Raw genomic sequence first — 19,162 nt, 5'->3', positions numbered from 1 at the left:
GGTCCGGCATGGGGCAATCTTCCGCCGCGAACGGGCGGGCGCGAAGGCCGTTCCGCCTGACTTGGCGGCGCGGAACGGGCGGGCTAGGGTCACGCTCCGCATAAGTCCGGAAGGAGGGCACCATGGTTTCGCAAAGGCCCCCGCTGACGCTGGTCACCGGCACCAGCGGATTCGCAGGCGCCGCCATCGGGGCGGAACTGCGGGCGCGAGGGCACCGGGTCATCGGCCTGTCACGCGGGGCGCCGCGGCCCGGCGCCTGCGATGTGGCACTGGCGCATGACATGGCGCATCCTCTGCCCGATGACCTGCCGCAGCCCGATTACATCGTCCATTGCGCGGCGCTGTCCTCACCCTGGGCCGCGCCTGCGGACTATATCCGCAACACCGTGCTGCCGGTCCGCCATCTGGCGGATTTCCTGCGCGCGCGCCCCGTCAGGCGGCTGGTCCTCATCTCCTCCACCGCAGTGCATTACCGGCTGGCCGACCAGACCGGGCTGACCGAGGAAAGCCCCCTGCCCCGACCGGCGGTGAACCATTACGCCGCGGCCAAACAACAGGCCGAGGCGCTGGTGGCCGGGCTGGACCTGCCGGTCGCCGTGCTGCGGCCCCGCGCTTTGTTCGGCCCCGGCGATACCGTGGTCTTTCCCCGCATCCTGCATGCGGCGCGCGCGGGCCTGCTCCCCCGCATCCGCCGCCCCGATGGCGGGCTGGCGGTCAGCGATCTGCTTTACGTCGGCAACCTTGCCGCATGGGTGGCCCGCGCGATTGCGGCCGAGGTCTCCGGCACTTTCGTGCTGACCAATGACGCGCCGGTCGTGACCTATGACCTGCTGGATCAGGTCTTCGATGCCCTGTCGATCCCCCGCCCGCAGCGCGAGGTGGGGCTTGGCACCGCCATGCTGGCGGCGCGGGGGTTCGAATGGCACTCCGGCCTCTTCCGCCGCTGGCGCGAGCCGCCGGTCACCCGCTTCGGCGTGGCCAGCCTTGCGCTGTCAAAGACCTTTGACATCACCCGCGCGAAAGCGGCCCTTGGCCCGCCCGAAGTCCGCATGGAGGACGGGATCGCGCGGTTCATCGACTGGCAAAGGCGGCAGGCATGACCGGATTTCTGATCCTCTGGGCGCTGACCGCGGCGGGGCTGGCCCTGCGCCTTGTCGTGGCGGCGCGCTGGTTCCGCCGCCCCGCCCCTGCCCCCGTGGCGGCCGAGGTGACGGTGCTGATCCCCATTCTCTCCGGCGACCCGAGGCTGGAAGGCTGCCTGCGGCAGAACCTGACGAACGCGCCGGACGTGCGGTTTCTGCTGCTGATCGACGACGACGACCCCGAGGCGCAGTCGATTGCCGCGAGGCTGAGCGCGCCGAATGCGGTGGCGGTCTCCTACCCCCCACCCATGGCCGGAGAAAACCCCAAGGTGGCGAAGCTCGCCCGCGCTCTGCCGCGGGTGGAAACCCCGATCTTCGCCGTGCTGGACGATGACACCGTGCTGCCCGCGGGCGCGCTGGACCGTGCCGCGGGCTGGCTGACGACCGGCGATCTGGTCACCGGCCTGCCCGCCTATGTGGCGGAGGGGAACCTCTGGACCCGCGCGGTGGCGGCTTTCGTCAATGCCTCGGTCCTGCCGACCTATCCGGTGGGCGCGGCCTTGGGCGAACAGCGCACGCTGAACGGGATGTTCTATCTGGGCCGCACCCGGGACCTGCGCGCCCTTGGCGGGTTTGACGCGATCCGCGGCCAGCTGACCGACGATTACGCCATGGCGCGGCTCTATCTGGACGCGGGGCGGCGGCTGGTGCAGGCGCCCGTGGTGCATCCGGTGCGCACGACCGTGACCGGGCCGGGGCACTGGCTGTCGATCCTGCGGCGCTGGATGATCTTTGCGCACCGCTACCTGCGCGAGAATCCCTCGGCCTTCACCCTTGGCCTGATCGGCGGCACCACGCTGGCGCCGCTGATCCTGCTGCTGTGGTCACTGGCGCTGTCCCCCTTGACCGTGGCGCTGGCGCTGGCGCTGCCCTTGGCCAAGGCGCTGATCCTGCGGGGGATGCGCGCGCGGTTGATGGGCCAGTGCGGGCCATGGTCGCAGGTCGCGCTGGAGGTTATCGCCGATCTCCTCGTGCCGCTGCACGCGCTGTCGGCGCTGGTGATGCCGAGTCGTTTCCGCTGGCGGCGGCGCAAGATGCGGATGCAAGGCGAGACGATCCGCTATGATTGACGCCCATTGCGCCCGGCTGCACGCCGCGCCCGCGCTGCCCCACGCCCCCGCCCGCGTGGCGATCCTGACCGGACAGGCCCGCCTGGACCAAAGCCCGCTGCCCCCCGCGCAAGCCGCGTTTCTGGCCGCGGTCACGCCGCCCGGCTGGCAGGCGGTGGCGGGCGGCTTTCCGTGGGAGGGCACGCCCCCGGCCCCGCCCGCGCCCTTTGCGCAGGCCGCCGCAGCCAGCATCCGCCAGTATCTCTGGGCGCGGCTGTCGCGGCGCTATGCCCGGGCGGCGGGGGCGGCGATCGCCCGGCTGATGCGGGCCAGCGACCGGCTGGCGCTGATCACCGGCAGCGCCGGACTTGCCATCCTGAACGCGGCAGAGCCGGTGCTGCCCGCAACATCTCTGACCGTCATCGCCCTTGGCCCCGCAGGCCGCGCGCCCCGCCTGCCCTGCCGGTTCCACGTCATCCGCGCCCGCGGCGACCACTGGGCGCGGCTCCTTGGTCCTGCGGCGGACAGGCTGATCCCCGGCGACCACTACAGCTATTGGACCAGCGCCGAGGCCCGCAGGGCAGTGGCCGCGATCCTGCGGAACGCGGCATGAAAATCGCCTTCGTCGCGCCCCCCTATGCCGGGCATCTGAACACGCTGTTGTTCTTTGCCCGCGCCGCGCAGGCCCGCGGCCATGGGGTGGAGGTCATCACCGGCCCCGGCAAGATCGCGCAGGTGCGGGCGCTGGACCTGCCCGCCCATTGCCCGCCCCTTCTGGAGAATGGCCTGCTGGAGGCGATCCCCGAAACGCCCGGCGCCACCTTCCGCAACCCGTTCCGCCTGCTCTCTCAGATGCGGCAGAGCGTGGGGCTCTTGGCGCCGCTGCGCGACCATCTGGCCGCGCGATGGACCGCCGACCGCCCTGATGTGGTGGTGGCCGATTTCATCGCTTTGCCCGCCGGTCTGGCCGCGCAAAGCCTTGGCATCCCTTGGGTCACCATGGCCGCCCCGGCCTTCGTGCTGGAAACCCGCTCCGGCCCGCCCAGCTATATGGGCGGCTTGCAACCGGGGCGCGGCACTCTGGGGCGCTGGCGCGACCGGGCGGGATGGGCGCTGATGTCAGCCGCGAAATCCGCGCTCTTCGCCCTGCACGGCGCGGCCTTCCGCCGCCTTGGCCTGTCCCGCCTGCGCCCCGACGGGACCGAAGCGGTCTATTCGCCCGATGCCATCCTCTGCCCAGGCCTGCGGGAGTTCGAATTCGCCACCCGCTGGCCCCTGGAGGTCAGCTTCCTTGGCCCGGTGCCCTTCACCCCGGAAACCCTGCCCACGACGCCCGGCGACGACCCCCGCCCCCGCGTGCTGGTCACCTTCGGCACCCATGTGCCCTGGGCCAAGGCGCGGATGATCGCCCAGACCCGCCGCCTTGCCACTCGCCTGCCTGGGGTGCAGTTCGAGATTTCCCGCGGGGAAAGCACCCGCGCGGGCGATCTGCCCGAGGCTTTGGCCCCGAATGTCACCCTGCGCGGCTTCATCCCCTACACGGCCGAGTTGCCGCGGTTCGACGCGGTCATCCACCACGGCGGCGCCGGAATCGCCACGGCCTGCCTCGCCGCGGGCCTGCCGCAGCTGGTCTGCCCGCGCGATTATGACCAGCCCGATTGCGCCGCGCGGGCGGCGCATCACGGGCTGGGCCACCGGATCCGGCGGCTGGACAGCGCCTCGACGGCGGAGCGGCTGGCGGCTATCCTGCGCACAGCGCCCCCCGGCGTGGCACGGATGCAGGCCGCCGCCGCCCGCTATGACCCGGAGGCGCTGTTCTTCGCCCGCCTCGACGCCCTTCTGTCCCGTCCCGAGTGTTCCCCATGTCCCTGACCATCCTTGCCGGAGCCGAGGCGCAGGCCGCCCGCAGCGTGACATCGGACTGGTTCGACCGGCGGCTGAACCGCCCGGCGGGCTGGGCCGAGGCCACGACCGGCGTGGCCGTCCGCCGCTTTGTGGACGGAGAAACGGCATCTGACCTTGGCACCCGCGCCGGGGCAGAGGCACTGGCCCGCGCCGGGCTGCGCGCCGAAGACCTGTCCGCCGTGATCGGCGCCAGCGGGGTGGGCGAACAGCCGATCCCCGCCTTTGCCGTGCTGGTCCACCGCAAGCTGGGGCTGGGCAACAGCGGCATTCCGGCCTTCGACATGAATGCCACCTGCCTGTCCTTCCTGCTGGCGCTGCACCATGCCGCGCTGATGATCGCTGCAGGGGAATGGCAGCATGTGCTGATCGTGTCCGCCGATATCGCCTCCGCCGCGCTGGACCCGGACGATCCAGAGACCGGGCCGCTGTTCGGCGATGGCGGCGCGGCGGTGGTCCTTGGCCCCGGTCCGGGCGGGGTGGAGGCGTTTTCGCTGCGCACCTATTCCACCGGCGCCGAGGCGGCATGGCTGGGCGCGGGCGGATCGCGCCTGCCCGCGCGCGACCTGCCCGCCCTGCTGGCCGAGGCGACCTTCCGGATGGACGGGCGCGCGGCGTTCCGCGTGGCCTCAGACCATATCGGGCCGTTCTTCGAGGATCTTCTTGCCCGCGCAGGCTGGCAGCGCGACAAGATCGACCTGATCGTCCCGCATCAGGCCAGCGGGCGTGCGCTGGATCTGATGGTGCGCCGGTTGCGGCTGGACCCGGCGCGCGTCATGCGCACCCTCCACGATGGTGGCAATCTGGTGGCCACATCGCTGCCCACGACGCTGATCCGCGCGATGGAGGCCGGGCGCACCCCGCCGGGATCGCGGGTTCTGCTGATCGGCACCGGGGCGGGCGTGTCTTTGGGCGGGGTGTGCCTGACATTATGACCCGGCTTTCGCTGCATCACACCGGCCAGTGCCGCCACCCCGAATGGTCCACACGGCGCGACCGCAGCCTGCGGCCCTGCAGCTTTCCGATGCATGCCGCGGTGATCGACCGCGGCGGCGATCTGACCGTGTTCGATCCGGGCTATGCCCCGCGGTTCATGACTGCGACCAGTCCGTTCCCCGAACGCCTGTATCGCTGGATGACGCCGACCGACGCGCCCGCATCCTCGGCCCTTGCCGCGCAGCTGGGGGACCGGCGGGCGGCGGTCACGACGGTGGTGATCTCGCATTTCCACGCCGATCATGTGGCGGGGCTGGCCGATTTCCCGCAGGCGCGCATCGTCTGTGCCCGTGGCGCGTGGCAGCATTTCCGGGCGCTGAGCGGGTTTTCCGCCGTTCGTGCGGGCTATCTGAAATCGCTGATCCCGGATTGGGTGGAGGACCGGCTGACCTTTGCCGATGACCTGCCCGCCCGCCCCCTGCCGCCCGGCTTTGCCCCGATGCGCGACGGGCGCGATCTGCATGGCGACGGGTCGGTCCTGCTGATGCCGCTGCCCGGCCATTCCGTGGGGCAGATGGGCGCAGCGCTGACCGGGGCGGACGGCATTCCGCGGCTGCTGATCGCCGATGCCAGCTGGTCGGTGCCTGCCCTGCGCGACGATGCCCCGCCGCCCGGCCTGACGCTGCGGCTGATCGGATCGGCGGCAGAATTCCGAGAGACATGGGGGCGCCTGCGCGCGCTGATGGCGCAGAACCCCGGGACGCGGCTGATCGCCTGCCACTGCGCCGCCTCCGCCCAAGGCGAGGCGTGCGGGCATCCATGAGCGCGGCGGACATCCTGCCCATCCTGCGCAGCTGGCTGGACGCGCGGCGCGCGCTGGCCCTGCCGACCCGGGCGGCGATCGAGGCGCGACAGGCCCGCGGGCTGCTGCACATGCGGCGGGGGCTGGCGGCATCGCCCTTCTACGCGCCCCTGCGCGACCGGCCATTTGACGACTGGCCGGTGATCGGCAAGGCGGAATGGATGGCGGATTTCGACCGGATCAACACCGTGGGCCTGACCCATGCCGCCGCGCTGGCCCATGCCGAACGGGCCGAGCGGGAGCGGGATTTCCGCCCCCGTCTGCGCGGCGTGACCGTGGGCCTGTCCACCGGCACCAGCGGGCGGCGCGGCGTCTTCCTCGTCTCGGATGCGGAGCGGCGGCTTTGGGCGGGCGTCATGCTGGCGGCCCTTCTGCGCGGCAACCCGCTGCGGCCCCGCCGGGTGGCCTTTCTTCTGCGGGCGAATTCAAACCTTTACGGCACCGCGGGCTTTGGCCCGGTCCGGTTCCGCTATTTCGACCTGCTGCAACCCTGGTCCGATCTGACCGCATCCTTGCGCGCCTTCGCGCCCGAGGTGCTGATCGCCCCCGCCAGCGTGCTGGACCTTCTGGCACGCGACGGCGGGCTGCGGCCCGCGCAGGTGGTGTCGGTGGCCGAGACGCTGCATGAGGATGAGGCCGCGCGGATCACCGCGGCCTTTGGCGTGGCGCCGGAGCAGGTCTATCAGGCGACCGAGGGCACCCTTGCGCTGCCCTGCCGTCTGGGGCGGCTGCATCTGAATGAGGCCTATCTGAAGATCGAACGCGACTGGATCGACCGCGCCTCGGGCCGGTTCGCGCCGGTGGTCACCGATCTGAACCGGCTGACGCAGCCGGTCATCCGCTACCGGCTGGACGATATCGTGACGCTGGACCCCGCCCCCTGCCCCTGCGGCGCGGCCAGCCATGTGGTCGCCCGGATCGAGGGGCGGTGCGATGACATCTGCCACCTGCTGGCGCCCTCCGGCCCGGTGCCGGTGTTTCCCGACCTCTTGACCCGTGCCGTTCTGGCCGCCGCCCCCGATCTGGCGGAGTTCCAGTTGCAGCAGACCCGCCCCGGTGCCTTTGCGCTGGCGCTGCCGCCGGGGGTGCCGATGCCCGATCTTGGCCCCGCACTGGCGGCTCTGGCGGCGGGACTGGGCGCCGCGCCGCCAGTGCTGACCGCGGCGCCACCGCTGCAACCGGGGGTGAAACGCCGCCGGGTGGTGCGGCTTTCTTGACCCCGGCCCGCCCCGCCGTTACGCCAGAGCCATGCCCCTGATCGACCTTGCCTCCGACGCCGCCACCCAGCCCACACCGCCCATGCGCGCCGCCATGGCCGCAGCCCCCGTGGGCGATGAACAGCGGGGCGAAGACCCGACGACCGCCGCGCTGGAGGAGCGGGTGGCTGCTCTTCTGGGGCAAGAAAAGGCGCTGTTCCTGCCCTCGGGCACGATGGCGAACCAGATCGCCTTTCTGGTCCATTGCCGCCCCGGCGACGAAATCCTGTGCGCGGCAAACGCCCATGTCTACGGATCGGAAGGCGCGGGCGCCGCAGTTCTGGCGGGCGCACAGCTGCGCCCGATCGAGACCGGCAGCGGCATCTTCACCGCCGCCACGGCCGAGGCCGCGCTGCGCACGCCGCGCGCGCGGTCCCCGCGCAGCCGGGTGATCGCGGTGGAGCAGACGACGAACCGCGGCGGCGGGCTGATCTGGGCGGAACATGCGCTGCGCGAGATGCGCGCCTTGGCCGACCGGCACGGCCTTGCGCTGCATATGGACGGCGCGCGGGTGATGAATGCCGCCGTCGCGGCAGGCGTTCCGGCGGCGGATTTCGGGGCGCCCTGCCATTCGGTCTGGCTGGACCTGTCCAAGGGCCTTGGCTGCCCGGTCGGCGCCGTTCTGGCGGGCTCTGCGGCGTTCATCGAAGAGGCATGGGTCTGGAAACACCGGCTGGGCGGGGCGATGCGGCAATCGGGCATCCTGTCCGCCGCCGGGCTTTACGCGCTGGATCACCACATCGACCGGCTGGCCGAGGATCATGCGAATGCCGCGGAACTGGCGGCGGGCCTGTCGCAAGTGCCCGGCCTGACGGTCTGGCCCGCGGTGACGAACCTTGTCTTCATCGACACCTCTGCCAGCGGCATTCCCGCAGCCGCGCTGATGGCGGAACTGGCGAGGGAAGGCCTGCGGATCAAGGCCGAAGGCGCGTTCCTCTTGCGCGCGGTCACCCATCTGGACATCTCTGCCGCCGAAATCATCCGCGCCACCACCCTGATCGCGCAGACGGTGGCGCGGCTGCGGGGTCAGCCTGGCGGCTGACGGTCGCGCATCAGCCGGAACAGCACTGGCGCGCCCAAGATCACCACTAAAATCCGTGTCAGGTGGTGCACGATGACAAAGCTGAGGTCGGCCCCCGCGATCAGGGCCAGCATGGACATTTCCGCCTGACCGCCGGGCATGAAGGACAGGAACCCCTCGACCGGCGGGGCAAGGCCGGTCAGCGTGACCAGTTCCGTCATCGCCCCGGCCAGAACGGCAAGGATGCCCACGAAAGCCGCCCCACCCGCGACGATCCCCCGCAGCTCGCGCAGCGTCACGCCGACATAGCTGACGCCGATCCCCATCCCGATCAGGAACTGCGCGGCCAGAAGCGCCTCGCGCGGGGGGCGCAGGTGCAGGATGCCCAGAAGCGACAGCGCGGCCGAGACGATCAGCGGGCCAAGGATCGCTGCGCCGAAAAGGCCGATCCGCTCTCCGCCCTTCCAGCCGATCAGCGCGGCCGCAACCATGATGGCCAGTTCGGTCAGGGGAATTTCGCTGGCAGGCTGGCCCACCGGATGGGTCAGCGCCACGCCATAGATCTTCACAAGGATCAGCGGCGCCACCACCATGATGACCAGCATCCGTGTGACATGGACCAGCGACAGCTGCCGCACATTGGCCCCCGCCTCCTGCCCGAAGACGGTCATGTCCGCCGCCCCGCCAGGCATGGCGGCATAAAACGCCGTCACCCGGTCAAAGCCGCAGACCCGGCGGAAGAAGGGCACACCCACAAGGCCGATCAGCAGGATATAGACCGGGATCAGCGCGACCGACACCAGCATGGACGGCACCTGCGCGACAAGCGCCGGCGTGACCGAGGCGCCAATCGCCACACCCAGAACCGACCGTGCCGCCACGGCGATCTGGCCCAGCCCCGCCAGCCGCGCGCCCAGAAGCGCCGCCACCAGCGAGGCCGCCATCGGCCCGAAAAGGAACGGCAGCGGCAGGTTCAGCAGGGTGAACACCACGACCCCCGCCGCCGCGATTGCCACGGTCATCAGCCGCCGCATCAGCATGGCTGGCCCTCCTCAGCCCAGATCGACCGCCGCGGAATGCGTCACCGCGGGCGGCGCCGCAAAGAAGGGCGAGGCCAACGCGCGCCACGCCTGAAACCCGTCCGAGGCGCGGAAGGTCACCATATGATCCTCAACCCTCCGCCAGCGCACCAGAAGGCGGTAGGTGTCCGGCGTCTCGACCACGCGGTGCAGGGCAAGACCAAGACAGCCCTCGGCGGCCAGAAAATGCGGGCGGGCCTGCGCCACCGCCGCCTCGAACCCGGCGGGATCGGTCACGCGGATCTCAGCCACTTCGATGATGTGGTCAGCGGGGGGCATGGCCGTGCTCCGCATCAATGCTGCGCGTCTCGCCCGTGGCCACCATGGTGCGGTTGGCGTTGATGTCCGCATAGATCCACAGGATTTTCATGGGCTTGTCGCTTTCGTTCAGAAAGCGGTGCGGCACGTTCGGCGGCAGCCATGTGGTGTCGAAGGTGTTCAGGTGGTGGCGAATGCCGTCGATCTCCACCACGGCCTCACCTTCGATGACCATAACGCTTTCCTCGCAATTGTGGAAATGCACGCCGATGGCCGCGCCCGGTTCGAAATGGGTGATGCCGTTGATCAGGCTTTCCGACCCCACGCGACGGGTGACCAGGGGCGTGGTGCGGGCGCCGCCGCCACGGTCGTTGGTCTTCAGCTCAGACGGGCGGAGGATGGCGGGTTCACGGGTCATGTTGCGGGTCCGATCCAGAGGGTCTTGATGTTGACGAATTCGCGGATGCCATAGCTGCCCAGCTCACGCCCATAGCCCGAGCGTTTGATCCCGCCGAACGGATAGCGCGGGTCGGATGCGGTCATGCCGTTGATGAAGACGGCCCCCGCCTCGATCCGGTGGGCCAGATCGCGCGCGCGGGCCAGGTCCGCGGTCCAGAGCGCGGCGCCAAGGCCGTATTCGCTGTCATTGGCCAGTTCGATGGCATGGGCCGCATCGCGCGCGCGGATGATCGCGGCCACCGGCCCGAAGGTTTCCTCGACAAAGGCCACCATGCCGGGTTTCACATGGTCCAGCACGGTGGGCGGATACCATGCGCCCGGCCCTTCGACGGGCTGCCCGCCCAACCGCAGCACCGCCCCTTCGGCGACGGAGCGTTCCACCTGATCGTGCAGCGTTGCGCGCAGATTGGCCCGGGCCATCGGGCCGATCTTCACATCCCGTTCCATCGGGTCGCCGATCTTCAGCGCGGCGGCCTTGGCCACGAACAGGTCAGCAAACCGGTCGGCCACCGCCTCTTCGACGATGAAACGCTTGGCGTTCACGCAGGACTGGCCCACGTTGATATAGCGCGCCTTCACGGCCGTCTCCGCCGCCGCCTCGATATCCGCATCGGCCAGCACGATGAACGGGTCCGACCCGCCCAGTTCCAGCACCTGCTTTTTCAGCGCGCGGCCCGCCTGCCCGGCCACGATGCTGCCCACCTCGGTCGAGCCGGTCAGCGTCACCGCGGCAATCCGCGGATCGGCGATGATGCCGGCCACCTTGGCATTGTCGATCAGCAGGGTGGCGGTCAGCCCCTTGGGCACGCCTGCCTGTTCCATCACCTCCTGCACGGCCAGCGCGCTTTCGGGGACGTTGTTCGCGTGTTTCAGGATCGCCCCATTTCCCGCCACCAGCGCGGGCGCGGCAAAGCGGAAATACTGCCAGAACGGATAGTTCCACGGCATGATGGCCAGCACCACGCCCAGAGGATCGAACACCACCGCGGTTTCGCGGGCCGAGGATTGCAGCGCCTCATCCGCCAGCCATTCCGGCCCCTTCTGCGCATAGAAATCGCAGTTCCAGGCGCATTTTTCGATCTCCGCCTCAGATTCGGCGATGGGCTTGCCCATCTCGCGGGTGATCATTTCGGCATAGCGCGCCTTGCCCGCGCGCAGGACGGCGGCGATCCGCGGCAGGACCGCGGCACGCTCCGCCACCGGGACCTGCGCCCAGTCTTTCTGCGCCGCGGCGGCGGCCGTCAGCGCGGCATCGACCGCGGCATCATCCTGCAGGTCAAAGCTGCGGATCGGCTGGCCGGTGGCGGGGTTGATCGAGGTGATCTGGCTCATGTCGGAACCTTTCGGGAAAGCCGCTCCGCCCAGCCCGGCAGAAAGGCGGCGCTGGCGGTGGTGGCGATGGAAGGGAGGTATTCAAAGCCGATGGCCCCGGCAAAGCCCGCGTCCTGAAGCGCGTCCAGAAGGGCCGCGAAATCCAGCGTGCCGGTGCCCGGCTCATGCCGTCCGGGGTGGTCGGCGATATGCACATGGCCGATTCGGGCGCTGTTCTCCTGCACCCATCGGGCGGGGTCGATCCCGGCATTGGCGGCGTGGAAACTGTCGAACAGCAGCGCGACCCCGTCGCCCATCCGGTCCTGCAATTCCATCGCGGCGGCAAAGCTGTTCATGTGATAGCCGGGAATGGTGGTGATCGGCTCCACCAGCAGGCGGATGCCGGTACCGCGAAGCTGCGCCAGGGCCCAGTCGAGATTGGCACGATAGACCGCCTCCTGCCCCCCCGCCCCGGCCATCGGATGCAGGAACGGCGCGTTCAGGCCCGTGGCATAGTCCAGCGCGCGCAGGAAGCCGGTGCGGAAATCCTCCTCGCGCCCCGGCAGCGCGGCCAGCCCCTTGGCGCCCCCCATGCCGGAGGAGGTTTGCGCGAAAGGCAGGTCCAGCCCCGCCAGCGCCACCTGCCATGCCGAAAGCGGCAGGTCCCACGGTTCGGGATGTTCCACGGCGGTAAAGCCGTCGCGGGCGGCGGCGGCGGGACGCGCCGCCAGAGGCAGATCGGTGTAGAGATAGCCTATATGGGCCGAAAGCCGGTTCATGCGCGCGCCTTGGGGAAAGCCACGCCCACCGCCGCGCCTTCAGCCGTCAGATCCGCCACGACATTGGCCGTCACCGGAATGCCGTCGCGGCGCCTTTGCGCCTCGCGCCGTTCCTCGGGCTCGCCGGGCAGCAGGATTTCGTCGACCCCGGAGGCGCGGGGCAGATCCTTGATCCGGGTGTAGAATTCATCCATCCGCGCGCCGAAATCGGTCAGCGACATGAAGAGGTCCGGCTTGATGGCAAAGAACAGATGACCCACGTTCTGCGGCTCGGAATGGTCGAAATAGAGCGACTTCACATCGCCGCCGAAATTCGCCCCGGTCAGCACGCCCGACATCAGGTCCATCAGCGTGCCCAGAACCGAACCCTTGATGCCGCCGAAGGGCAGGCAGACGCCTTCAAAGGCTTTGGCCGCATCGGTGGTGGGATTGCCGTCCTGATCCAGCGCAAGGCCTTCGGGGATCGGGTCGCCCTTCATCGCGGCCAGCCGGATCTTGCCGCGGGCGATGACGGTCATCGCCATATCCATCACAAAGGGTGGGTGCTGGCCGCCCGGAATGCCTGCCGCAATCGGGCTGGCCCCAAGAAACGAGGTCCGCCCGCCCCACATGGCGATGGCGGGCGAGGAATTGGTGAAGATGAGCGAGATGAACCCTCGCTCGATCGCGCGGAGCGCATAGCAGGCCCCCATCCCGAAATGGGTGGAGCGGTGGACGCCCGCCAGCCCGATGCCCATTTCCCCGGCGATATCGCAGGCGGTGTCCATGGCAACGGAGGACGGGATGAAGCCCATGCCGTTGTCGCCGTCCACGTGGGCGACGGCGCCGGCAACACGGGTCACCTTGACCTGCGGGCGGGGGTTCACAAGGCCGTGGCGCAACCGCTCCAGATACATCGGGATGCGGCTGACACCGTGGCTGTCCACGCCGCGCAGGTTGGCCTTGACCAGATCGCCCGCGATCAGGGCGGCATCGGCGTCGGTCATACCGGCGGAGCGGAACATCGCGGCCGCGAAGGCGGTCAGCTCTTCGGGCGTATAGAGCAGGGTCTCGGCCAAGGGCGGCCTCCTTTCTGGGATGCAGGTCTCCGGTCCGGCCACCCGCAGGGGCAACCGGGGGGCGCCGGACGGACCGGCTCCTCGTCGCATGTCATGCGCGTTGCAGGCGCCCTTTGCGCGCGGCAGCACGGGCCGCGTCGGGGGGCAGTCGTTCGGTTTTCCGGCCGGGCTGTGACGCCCGGCCGCAGGAATTACACGCCCGGGGTCTGATCCGGCAGCGGCTCGATCTTGCGGCTGCGGCGCCAGTGCAGCGCGGCAGGCACCACCACGATCAGCACAGCGATGACCATCAGCACGGCCGACATCGGGGTCGAGACAAAGACCGTGGGATCGCCCTGGCTGATCTGCAATGCGCGGCGGAACTGCACCTCGGCCATCGGTCCGAGGATCAGACCGATCAGCACCGGCGCGATGGGGAAGTCATAGACCCGCATCATATAGCCCAGAAGGCCCACGCCGAACATCATCGCCAGATCAACCCAAGAGTTCGAGACCCCCCAGATCCCCACCAGCGAGAAGGTCAGGATGCCTGCGTAAAGATAGGGCCGCGGGATGAACAGCAGCCGCACCCAGAGCCCCGCCAGCGGCAGGTTCAGGATCAACAGCATCAGGTTGCCGATATAGAGCGAGGCGATCAGGCCCCAGACAAGGTCACCCGAGTTGATGAAGAGCATCGGCCCCGGTTGCAGCCCGTAGTTCTGGAACGCCGCCAGCAGGATCGCCGCGGTGGCCGAGGTCGGCAGGCCCAGCGTCAGCAGCGGCACCAGAACCCCGGCGGCGGCGGCATTGTTCGCAGCCTCCGGCCCGGCGACGCCTTCGATGGCGCCATGGCCGAATTCCTCGGGGTGTTTGGTCAGCTTGCGTTCGACCGTATAGGACAGGAAGGTCGGGATCTCGGCCCCGCCCGCAGGCAGCGCCCCGATGGGGAAGCCGAAGAACGTGCCGCGCAGCCAGGGCATCCACGACCGTTTCCAGTCCTGACGGGTCATCCAGATGCCGCCCGCCAGAGGGTTCAGGTTCGGCTTGTGCAGGCCGAAGCGGCTGGCCACATACAGTGTCTCGCCGATGGCGAAGAGCGAGACGAGCACCACCGTCATCTCGACCCCGTCCATAAGATCGGGGACGTTGAATGTCACCCGCTGCAGGCCCGAAGCCTTGTCGATGCCGATGACGCCCATGGAAAGGCCGATGAACAGCGCGATGAACCCGCGCACCTTCGACGTGCCCATCACGACCGAGACCGACAGGAACGCCAGAAGCATCAGGGCGAAGTAATCCTGCGGCTTGAAGACGAAGGCCAGTTCCGCAATCGGCGGGGCAAGGAAGGTGATGCCCAAGGTGCCGATGGTGCCCGCCACGAAGGAGCCGATGGCCGCGGTGCAGAGCGCCGCAGCGCCCCGCCCCTTGCGGGCCATCTTGTTGCCCTCCAGCGCGGTCATCATCGAGCCGGATTCGCCCGGTGTGTTCAGCAGGATCGACGTGGTCGATCCGCCATACATCGCCCCGTAGAAGATGCCCGCGAACATGATGAAGGCGGCCGTCGGGTCGATATAGACCGTCACCGGCAGCAAAAGCGCAATGGTCAGCGCCGGGCCGATGCCGGGCAGCACGCCGATGGCGGTGCCCATGAAGGTGCCAAGAAAGGCCCAGAGCAGGTTCTGCGGCTGAAGGGCGATGGAAAAGCCATGCATAAGGCCGTTGAAGGAATCCATCTTACCACCCCGCGATCGGAAGAAGACCGCCCAGCTGGACGCCCAGCTTGCGGAAAAGCCACCAGCACAACAGCGAGAAGCCAAGGCCGATGGCGGCATTCAGGACGTGGCTGCGCGATTTGAACGCGGCCGCGATCAGCATGAAACAGCCGGTGCAGGTGATGACAAAGCCCAGATGCTTCATCGTCAGCATGGGCAGGGCACAGGCCGCCGCCGCAAGGGCCAGCGCGCCATAGTTGACGCTGTGGTCCTCGTTGACGTCCTCTGCGCCCTGCTCCTCGAACTTCACGCCCCGGTGGATCTGCCAGGCCAGCATCAGGCCCAGCATCACCAGCCCGACACCGACGGCCGAGGGCATGAAGCCCGGGCCCACTCCGGCATACTGGTCGAACTGGGGAAGCTCTGCGGCCTTCCAGATCACGATGGCTCCCCAGCCCATCGTGCCCGCCGCGATCCACCAGGGACGTTCGGTCATGTCATGTCCTTTCGGATGGGGGGCTGGTTACTGAACCAGCCCGGCTTCCTTCAGGATCTCGCCGATCCGGGTCTTTTCGGTCTCAAGGAAGGCCGCGAATTCGTCGCCGGCCAGATAGGCGTCTTCCCAGCCCTGCTTGGCCAGAATGTCCTTCCAGGCTTGCGACTCGTGCATCTTGGCGAAGCGGTCCAGCCACATGGCCTTGCCCTCGGCGGTCATGTCGGGGGCGCCGACGATGCCGCGCCAGTTGCCCGCCACCACCGGCACGCCGGCTTCGGTCAGGCTGGGCGCGTCGATGCCTTCGAAACGGCCTTCGGAGGTGACGGCGATGATGCGGATGCGGCCCGCATCGGCCATCGGCTTGAATTCCGACACGCCGGAGACGGCCACGGTGATCGCGCCGCCGCCCAGGGCGGTCACGGCTTCGGCGCCCGAGTCATAGGGGATGTAGTTCAGCTTGGCCGGGTCAAGGTCAGAGGCCTTGGCCACCAGCGCCATGACGATATGGTCGATCCCGCCGGCCGAGCCGCCGCCGATCGACACGGCCCCGATATCGGCCTTCATCGCGGCAACAAGGTCGTCAACCGTCTGGATGGGCGAGTCGGTCGCCACGGCGATGACGCCGGTGTCGTTCGACAGCCGCACGAGGGGCGTCACATCGTCCAGCGTGATGGGCGAGTTGTTCAGCAGGATGCCGCCCACCATGATCACGCCCATCGACATGACCGCATTGTCATTGCCGCGGTTGCCGTTGACGAATTCGGTCAGGCCGATAGTGCCGCCTGCGCCGCCCTTGTTGGTGAAATTGGCGCCGTCGGTGAAGATGCCCTCGGCGGCCATCGCCTCGAACGGCAGGCGGGCCATCGCGTCATAGCCGCCACCTGCGCCGCCCGGCGCCATCACCACGGCCGGATCGGCCAGCGCGGCCAGCCCCGACAGCGAAACGGCCACCGAAGCCGCGAAAATCGTTCTGATCATTGGTATCCTCCCAGTCTTGTTTGCAGTCTTGTCTGATCATTGCTCGCGCCCGTTCCGGGCCTGCGATGTCCTGGACACCGCCTCCTCGCGGTTGTCTCAAGATTGAACTTACGACAATCCATCCGATCAGGCAAGATTTCATCCGTGATCGGCGGACATTTCTTTCTTCTGTTTCTTCCTTTCCTTTCAGTCTCTTGATCATTTCCCGCCACCCCTGCCGCCGGATTGGCGACCTGTTCGGCGCAGCGACAATTGTCCGGGTCAGGGGTGACGATTCGTCGCGGTCAGGCGATGTCCAGCTCTTCCAGCAGACAGGCCCAGCCGGCGCCGTGCATGTCGCGGTCGGCCCGCGTGCCCTGCACCACCGGCCGCGGGACCGAGAATTTCACCACGTTCAGGCTGGGGATGTCGAACCGCTTCAAAAGCTGGCGGTCCACCCCGAAGAGCCGCGCCACCACCGCGTCATCCAGCCCCGCGCGCACCCGGTCAAAGGTGGCGGAATCGTCGCAGAACACGTCCACGGTCAGCCAGAACGGCCCCGCATTCTTGGACCGGACCTTGCTGACCAGCGTTCCCAGCTCAGGCATGGCCCACCTCGTGGGTTTCAAGGACAAAGGCGGCCATCGGATCGTCAAGCTCCATCACATGGTTCAGGCAGAATTCATACAGCGCCCCGCGCTGCATCTCGGCGGGCGAGAAGGGGAAGGCGAAGGTCGGCATCGGCTCATCCTCGGTCAGGGGATGGTGCAGCAGATAGGGGTTCAGGATCTTGCCGGCCTCGGCCGCCTGCTCGGGCGTCGGGCAGGTCAGGATGCCCATCACCCCCACCTCGACCGGAATGTCGCGGCGGTTTTCCAGATGGCCCAGAGTGGCATCCATCCCGATCAGCCGCAGCTCCACGCTGAACTCGTCAGGGCGCAGGCCCATCCGCGCCTCGATCTTGGCGGAGACCTTGGCCTCGATGTCGGCGGCCCATTCACGCACGTGCTGCACATAGCGCCGCTCGCGCACCACAGCGATGCCGACGGTCTGGTAGCCCACGATCCGCGCGCCCTCCAGCTTGACCGTATAGCGGCCGGGCACCCATTTCGACCCTTCGACCCGCACCCGCCGCGCATCGACGGCGGTGTAGTCCGAGGCCGTCACATCCAGATGTCCGCCCGGCTCGTGCAGGATGAACGGGTCGGAATTCTCATAAAGCATATGGGCGGAGACGGTGTAGGGCGTGGCCGCCGCCTCGGTCGCCATCGGTTCGATGGTGAAGCCCGCGGCGTCAAAGTCGATCTGGATCGTGCCGGAATTCGGCTGCGTCGTGGCCAGCGCGCCGCATTCGCCGACCTTCGCCCCGTGCCATGCCGCACCGGCATGGTCGCCGCGCTGGATCGGCAGCGCCGCGATGATCGCGGTATCGGTGGTGCGCCCGGCGATCACGATATCGGCGCCGGTGGCCAGCGCGGCCTGCACCTGCTCCACCCCCGCCAGCGCGACGATATTGGTGCAGGTGTCGATCACGCCTGCATCGACCGAAGGCGCCGCGGGCAAGGCGCGCAACGTGCCCTGTTCCAGCGCCGCCTTGACGCGCGCCTTGGGCTGGCCGGATTTCAGCGTGGCGACCTTGACCGCCATCCCCTCCTCTGCAGCGATCTCTCGCGTGATGTCCAGAAGCCAGTCCACCGCATCATCGGCGCCGCAGGTGCCCGCGGTGCCGATGACCAAGGGAACCCCGGCCTTGGCGCGGGCCTGCATCAGTTCGCGCCATTCCACCTTGGTCGAGGCACGCGAGTATTTCGAGACGCCCCGGCCCAGATAGGACGGGCCGCTGTCCGTCGATCCGCCATCGACGGCAATGATGTCGGGGCGGTTTTCCACCCCCCGTTCCAGCGCCTTGCGGTCATAGCCAAGGCCAAGCGCGCCGGTGGGCACAAGCACACGGGTCATTCTTCGGCACTCCTCTCCCATGCCCCCGCGGGGGCGGTGTGAAACATTTCGGGGCGGGCCTTCCGCGCCTTGGCACGGCCCAGATGTTCGGCCAGAAGGTCGGCAGCCCGGTCGCGCGCGCCGCCGTCCAGCGCATCCAAAATGGCCAGATGTTCGGCATTCTGGTCGCGCACCTGTTCAAGGTTCAGCGTCTGGCGGTATTCGATCAGCCGCCGCAGCTGGTTCAGCTTCTGCACGGTGGACAGCAGGAAACGGTTGCCCGACAGGCTGGCCAGCCCTTCGTGGAATTCGGAATTGGCCTCGAACAGTTCCATCTGGCTCAGCCTTTGCCAGCCGCCATCGGCCACGATCTCCTGCCGCCGCCGCAACTCGGCCAGAACCGCAGGATCGGCGCGGAAATCCGCGCTTTGCAGCCCGTGAATTTCAATGGCGCGACGCAGGTCATAGCATTCGCGATAGGCCTCGACCGAGTCGATCAGCGCGGCAAAGGTCCAGCCGCGGCCCTCGTTCCTCTCGATCCAGCCTTCGGCGGAGATGCGGGTCAGGATCCGCCGCAACGCGGGGCGGGAAATGCCATAGCGCCGCATCAGATCCGTCTCGCTGACGCGGTCCGGCAGGCGGCGCGACAGCCGGTCCTCGGCCATGCGCAGGTAAACCGCGGTCTCGCCCCCCTCGGCCCCGGTGTCCTCGGGGGCGATGCGGTCGGGGTCCCGGACGAAAAAGCCGCGGTTCGGCACCTGTTCCACCACGCCCTGATCGGCCAGCAGGGACAGCGCCGCCCGCACCGGCGGGCGCGAGGTGCCCAGCAGGCCCTGAAGGCTGGCCTCGGTCAGGTGCTGGCCGGGTTGCAGGTTCTCGGTCCGGATGTGGCGCATGATCCTCTCGGCCAGGCTACGGTGAAGGTCATTCATGGCGGGCCTCGAAAACTGTCTCATATCGTGATATGC

The 19,162-nt window shown here is 68.8% G+C and carries 20 protein-coding genes; 8 read left to right on the top strand and 12 right to left on the bottom strand.

The window, feature by feature from the left end; genetic code table 11:
- Nucleotides 1–122 precede the first annotated feature (122 nt).
- Genes ACO2Q5_RS20080 through ACO2Q5_RS20045 form a run of 8 tightly spaced genes read left to right on the top strand, consistent with a single transcriptional unit; the run spans nt 123 to nt 8,189 of the window.
- Nucleotides 123–1,100 (top strand): NAD-dependent epimerase/dehydratase family protein, encoded by a 978-nt coding sequence (locus ACO2Q5_RS20080; RefSeq protein ID WP_423294360.1) that lies wholly within the window; start codon nt 123–125, stop codon nt 1,098–1,100.
- A complete protein-coding gene (locus ACO2Q5_RS20075; protein ID WP_423294358.1) occupies nt 1,097–2,212 on the top strand; it encodes a glycosyltransferase in 1,116 nt (371 codons plus the stop codon). The genes ACO2Q5_RS20080 and ACO2Q5_RS20075 overlap by 4 nt, the downstream gene beginning before the upstream one ends.
- The gene (locus tag ACO2Q5_RS20070) at nt 2,205–2,804 is read left to right on the top strand and encodes a hypothetical protein (protein ID WP_423294356.1); all 600 of its coding nucleotides are present in this window, start codon (nt 2,205–2,207) and stop codon (nt 2,802–2,804) included. The genes ACO2Q5_RS20075 and ACO2Q5_RS20070 overlap by 8 nt, the downstream gene beginning before the upstream one ends.
- Entirely contained in the window at nt 2,801–4,063 is a 1,263-nt protein-coding gene (locus tag ACO2Q5_RS20065; protein ID WP_423294354.1) for a glycosyltransferase, read from the top strand. Before ACO2Q5_RS20070 ends, ACO2Q5_RS20065 begins: the two co-directional genes overlap by 4 nt.
- Nucleotides 4,054–5,028, top strand: coding sequence for a 3-oxoacyl-ACP synthase III family protein (locus tag ACO2Q5_RS20060; RefSeq protein ID WP_423294352.1), 975 nt, complete (start codon nt 4,054–4,056; stop codon nt 5,026–5,028). Before ACO2Q5_RS20065 ends, ACO2Q5_RS20060 begins: the two co-directional genes overlap by 10 nt.
- Entirely contained in the window at nt 5,025–5,852 is an 828-nt protein-coding gene (locus ACO2Q5_RS20055; protein WP_423294350.1) for an MBL fold metallo-hydrolase, read from the top strand. The genes ACO2Q5_RS20060 and ACO2Q5_RS20055 overlap by 4 nt, the downstream gene beginning before the upstream one ends.
- Complete coding sequence (locus ACO2Q5_RS20050; RefSeq protein ID WP_423294348.1) at nt 5,849–7,108, top strand: F390 synthetase-related protein; 1,260 nt, start codon at nt 5,849–5,851, stop codon at nt 7,106–7,108. Before ACO2Q5_RS20055 ends, ACO2Q5_RS20050 begins: the two co-directional genes overlap by 4 nt.
- A 31-nt stretch (nt 7,109–7,139) precedes the next feature.
- Nucleotides 7,140–8,189 carry a threonine aldolase family protein gene (locus tag ACO2Q5_RS20045; RefSeq protein WP_423294346.1) on the top strand — a complete coding sequence of 350 codons (1,050 nt, stop codon included), beginning with the start codon at nt 7,140–7,142 and terminating at the stop codon, nt 8,187–8,189.
- Here the strand turns inward: ACO2Q5_RS20045 and ACO2Q5_RS20040 are convergent.
- From ACO2Q5_RS20040 to ACO2Q5_RS19985, 12 genes are all read right to left on the bottom strand, one after another.
- Nucleotides 8,174–9,208: an AbrB family transcriptional regulator gene (locus tag ACO2Q5_RS20040; protein ID WP_423294344.1), complete on the bottom strand. Its 1,035-nt coding sequence runs from the start codon at nt 9,206–9,208 to the stop codon at nt 8,174–8,176. The genes ACO2Q5_RS20045 and ACO2Q5_RS20040 overlap by 16 nt on opposite strands.
- Before the next feature lie 12 nt (nt 9,209–9,220).
- Complete coding sequence (locus ACO2Q5_RS20035; protein WP_423294342.1) at nt 9,221–9,526, bottom strand: antibiotic biosynthesis monooxygenase family protein; 306 nt, start codon at nt 9,524–9,526, stop codon at nt 9,221–9,223.
- Nucleotides 9,513–9,923 carry a cupin domain-containing protein gene (locus tag ACO2Q5_RS20030; RefSeq protein ID WP_423294340.1) on the bottom strand — a complete coding sequence of 137 codons (411 nt, stop codon included), beginning with the start codon at nt 9,921–9,923 and terminating at the stop codon, nt 9,513–9,515. Before ACO2Q5_RS20030 ends, ACO2Q5_RS20035 begins: the two co-directional genes overlap by 14 nt.
- Nucleotides 9,920–11,296 (bottom strand): NAD-dependent succinate-semialdehyde dehydrogenase, encoded by a 1,377-nt coding sequence (locus ACO2Q5_RS20025; RefSeq protein WP_423294338.1) that lies wholly within the window; start codon nt 11,294–11,296, stop codon nt 9,920–9,922. The genes ACO2Q5_RS20030 and ACO2Q5_RS20025 overlap by 4 nt, the downstream gene beginning before the upstream one ends.
- Complete coding sequence (locus tag ACO2Q5_RS20020) at nt 11,293–12,054, bottom strand: TIM barrel protein (RefSeq protein ID WP_423294336.1); 762 nt, start codon at nt 12,052–12,054, stop codon at nt 11,293–11,295. The genes ACO2Q5_RS20025 and ACO2Q5_RS20020 overlap by 4 nt, the downstream gene beginning before the upstream one ends.
- Complete coding sequence (locus tag ACO2Q5_RS20015; RefSeq protein WP_423294334.1) at nt 12,051–13,112, bottom strand: Ldh family oxidoreductase; 1,062 nt, start codon at nt 13,110–13,112, stop codon at nt 12,051–12,053. Before ACO2Q5_RS20015 ends, ACO2Q5_RS20020 begins: the two co-directional genes overlap by 4 nt.
- Nucleotides 13,113–13,303: 191 nt before the next feature.
- Nucleotides 13,304–14,824 (bottom strand): tripartite tricarboxylate transporter permease, encoded by a 1,521-nt coding sequence (locus tag ACO2Q5_RS20010; protein WP_423294332.1) that lies wholly within the window; start codon nt 14,822–14,824, stop codon nt 13,304–13,306.
- A gap of 1 nt (nt 14,825) precedes the next feature.
- Nucleotides 14,826–15,299: a tripartite tricarboxylate transporter TctB family protein gene (locus ACO2Q5_RS20005; protein ID WP_423294330.1), complete on the bottom strand. Its 474-nt coding sequence runs from the start codon at nt 15,297–15,299 to the stop codon at nt 14,826–14,828.
- A gap of 27 nt (nt 15,300–15,326) precedes the next feature.
- Entirely contained in the window at nt 15,327–16,277 is a 951-nt protein-coding gene (locus ACO2Q5_RS20000; RefSeq protein WP_423294328.1) for a Bug family tripartite tricarboxylate transporter substrate binding protein, read from the bottom strand.
- 284 nt (nt 16,278–16,561) lie between these two features.
- On the bottom strand, nt 16,562–16,864 hold the full coding sequence (locus tag ACO2Q5_RS19995; RefSeq protein ID WP_423294326.1) for a DUF4387 family protein: 303 nt from the start codon (nt 16,862–16,864) through the stop codon (nt 16,562–16,564).
- Complete coding sequence (locus ACO2Q5_RS19990) at nt 16,857–18,215, bottom strand: acyclic terpene utilization AtuA family protein (RefSeq protein WP_423294324.1); 1,359 nt, start codon at nt 18,213–18,215, stop codon at nt 16,857–16,859. The genes ACO2Q5_RS19995 and ACO2Q5_RS19990 overlap by 8 nt, the downstream gene beginning before the upstream one ends.
- Nucleotides 18,212–19,126 carry a GntR family transcriptional regulator gene (locus ACO2Q5_RS19985; protein ID WP_423294322.1) on the bottom strand — a complete coding sequence of 305 codons (915 nt, stop codon included), beginning with the start codon at nt 19,124–19,126 and terminating at the stop codon, nt 18,212–18,214. The genes ACO2Q5_RS19990 and ACO2Q5_RS19985 overlap by 4 nt, the downstream gene beginning before the upstream one ends.
- Between the last annotated feature and the right edge of the window lie 36 nt (nt 19,127–19,162).

This window comes from Neotabrizicola sp. VNH66 (genome assembly GCF_049445895.1).
GTDB lineage: Bacteria > Pseudomonadota > Alphaproteobacteria > Rhodobacterales > Rhodobacteraceae > Pseudogemmobacter.
The sequence above is the reverse complement of the archived record's forward strand: the minus strand, read 5'-3'. Positions and strand labels throughout refer to the sequence as shown.

Excerpts from the sequence above, each read along its gene's own strand:
- ACO2Q5_RS20025 (WP_423294338.1), bottom strand. The coding sequence starts at position 11,296 with ATGAGCCAGATCACCTCGATCAACCCCGCCACCGGCCAGCCGATCCGC.
- ACO2Q5_RS20065 (WP_423294354.1), top strand. The coding sequence starts at position 2,801 with ATGAAAATCGCCTTCGTCGCGCCCCCCTATGCCGGGCATCTGAACACG.
- ACO2Q5_RS20070 (WP_423294356.1), top strand. The coding sequence starts at position 2,205 with ATGATTGACGCCCATTGCGCCCGGCTGCACGCCGCGCCCGCGCTGCCC.
- ACO2Q5_RS20050 (WP_423294348.1), top strand. The coding sequence starts at position 5,849 with ATGAGCGCGGCGGACATCCTGCCCATCCTGCGCAGCTGGCTGGACGCG.
- ACO2Q5_RS20035 (WP_423294342.1), bottom strand. The coding sequence starts at position 9,526 with ATGCCCCCCGCTGACCACATCATCGAAGTGGCTGAGATCCGCGTGACC.
- ACO2Q5_RS20000 (WP_423294328.1), bottom strand. The coding sequence starts at position 16,277 with ATGATCAGAACGATTTTCGCGGCTTCGGTGGCCGTTTCGCTGTCGGGG.
- ACO2Q5_RS20060 (WP_423294352.1), top strand. The coding sequence starts at position 4,054 with ATGTCCCTGACCATCCTTGCCGGAGCCGAGGCGCAGGCCGCCCGCAGC.
- ACO2Q5_RS19990 (WP_423294324.1), bottom strand. The coding sequence starts at position 18,215 with ATGACCCGTGTGCTTGTGCCCACCGGCGCGCTTGGCCTTGGCTATGAC.
- ACO2Q5_RS20010 (WP_423294332.1), bottom strand. The coding sequence starts at position 14,824 with ATGGATTCCTTCAACGGCCTTATGCATGGCTTTTCCATCGCCCTTCAG.
- ACO2Q5_RS20020 (WP_423294336.1), bottom strand. The coding sequence starts at position 12,054 with ATGAACCGGCTTTCGGCCCATATAGGCTATCTCTACACCGATCTGCCT.
- ACO2Q5_RS20080 (WP_423294360.1), top strand. The coding sequence starts at position 123 with ATGGTTTCGCAAAGGCCCCCGCTGACGCTGGTCACCGGCACCAGCGGA.
- ACO2Q5_RS20030 (WP_423294340.1), bottom strand. The coding sequence starts at position 9,923 with ATGACCCGTGAACCCGCCATCCTCCGCCCGTCTGAGCTGAAGACCAAC.
- ACO2Q5_RS20055 (WP_423294350.1), top strand. The coding sequence starts at position 5,025 with ATGACCCGGCTTTCGCTGCATCACACCGGCCAGTGCCGCCACCCCGAA.
- ACO2Q5_RS19985 (WP_423294322.1), bottom strand. The coding sequence starts at position 19,126 with ATGAATGACCTTCACCGTAGCCTGGCCGAGAGGATCATGCGCCACATC.
- ACO2Q5_RS19995 (WP_423294326.1), bottom strand. The coding sequence starts at position 16,864 with ATGCCTGAGCTGGGAACGCTGGTCAGCAAGGTCCGGTCCAAGAATGCG.
- ACO2Q5_RS20045 (WP_423294346.1), top strand. The coding sequence starts at position 7,140 with ATGCCCCTGATCGACCTTGCCTCCGACGCCGCCACCCAGCCCACACCG.
- ACO2Q5_RS20075 (WP_423294358.1), top strand. The coding sequence starts at position 1,097 with ATGACCGGATTTCTGATCCTCTGGGCGCTGACCGCGGCGGGGCTGGCC.
- ACO2Q5_RS20005 (WP_423294330.1), bottom strand. The coding sequence starts at position 15,299 with ATGACCGAACGTCCCTGGTGGATCGCGGCGGGCACGATGGGCTGGGGA.
- ACO2Q5_RS20040 (WP_423294344.1), bottom strand. The coding sequence starts at position 9,208 with ATGCTGATGCGGCGGCTGATGACCGTGGCAATCGCGGCGGCGGGGGTC.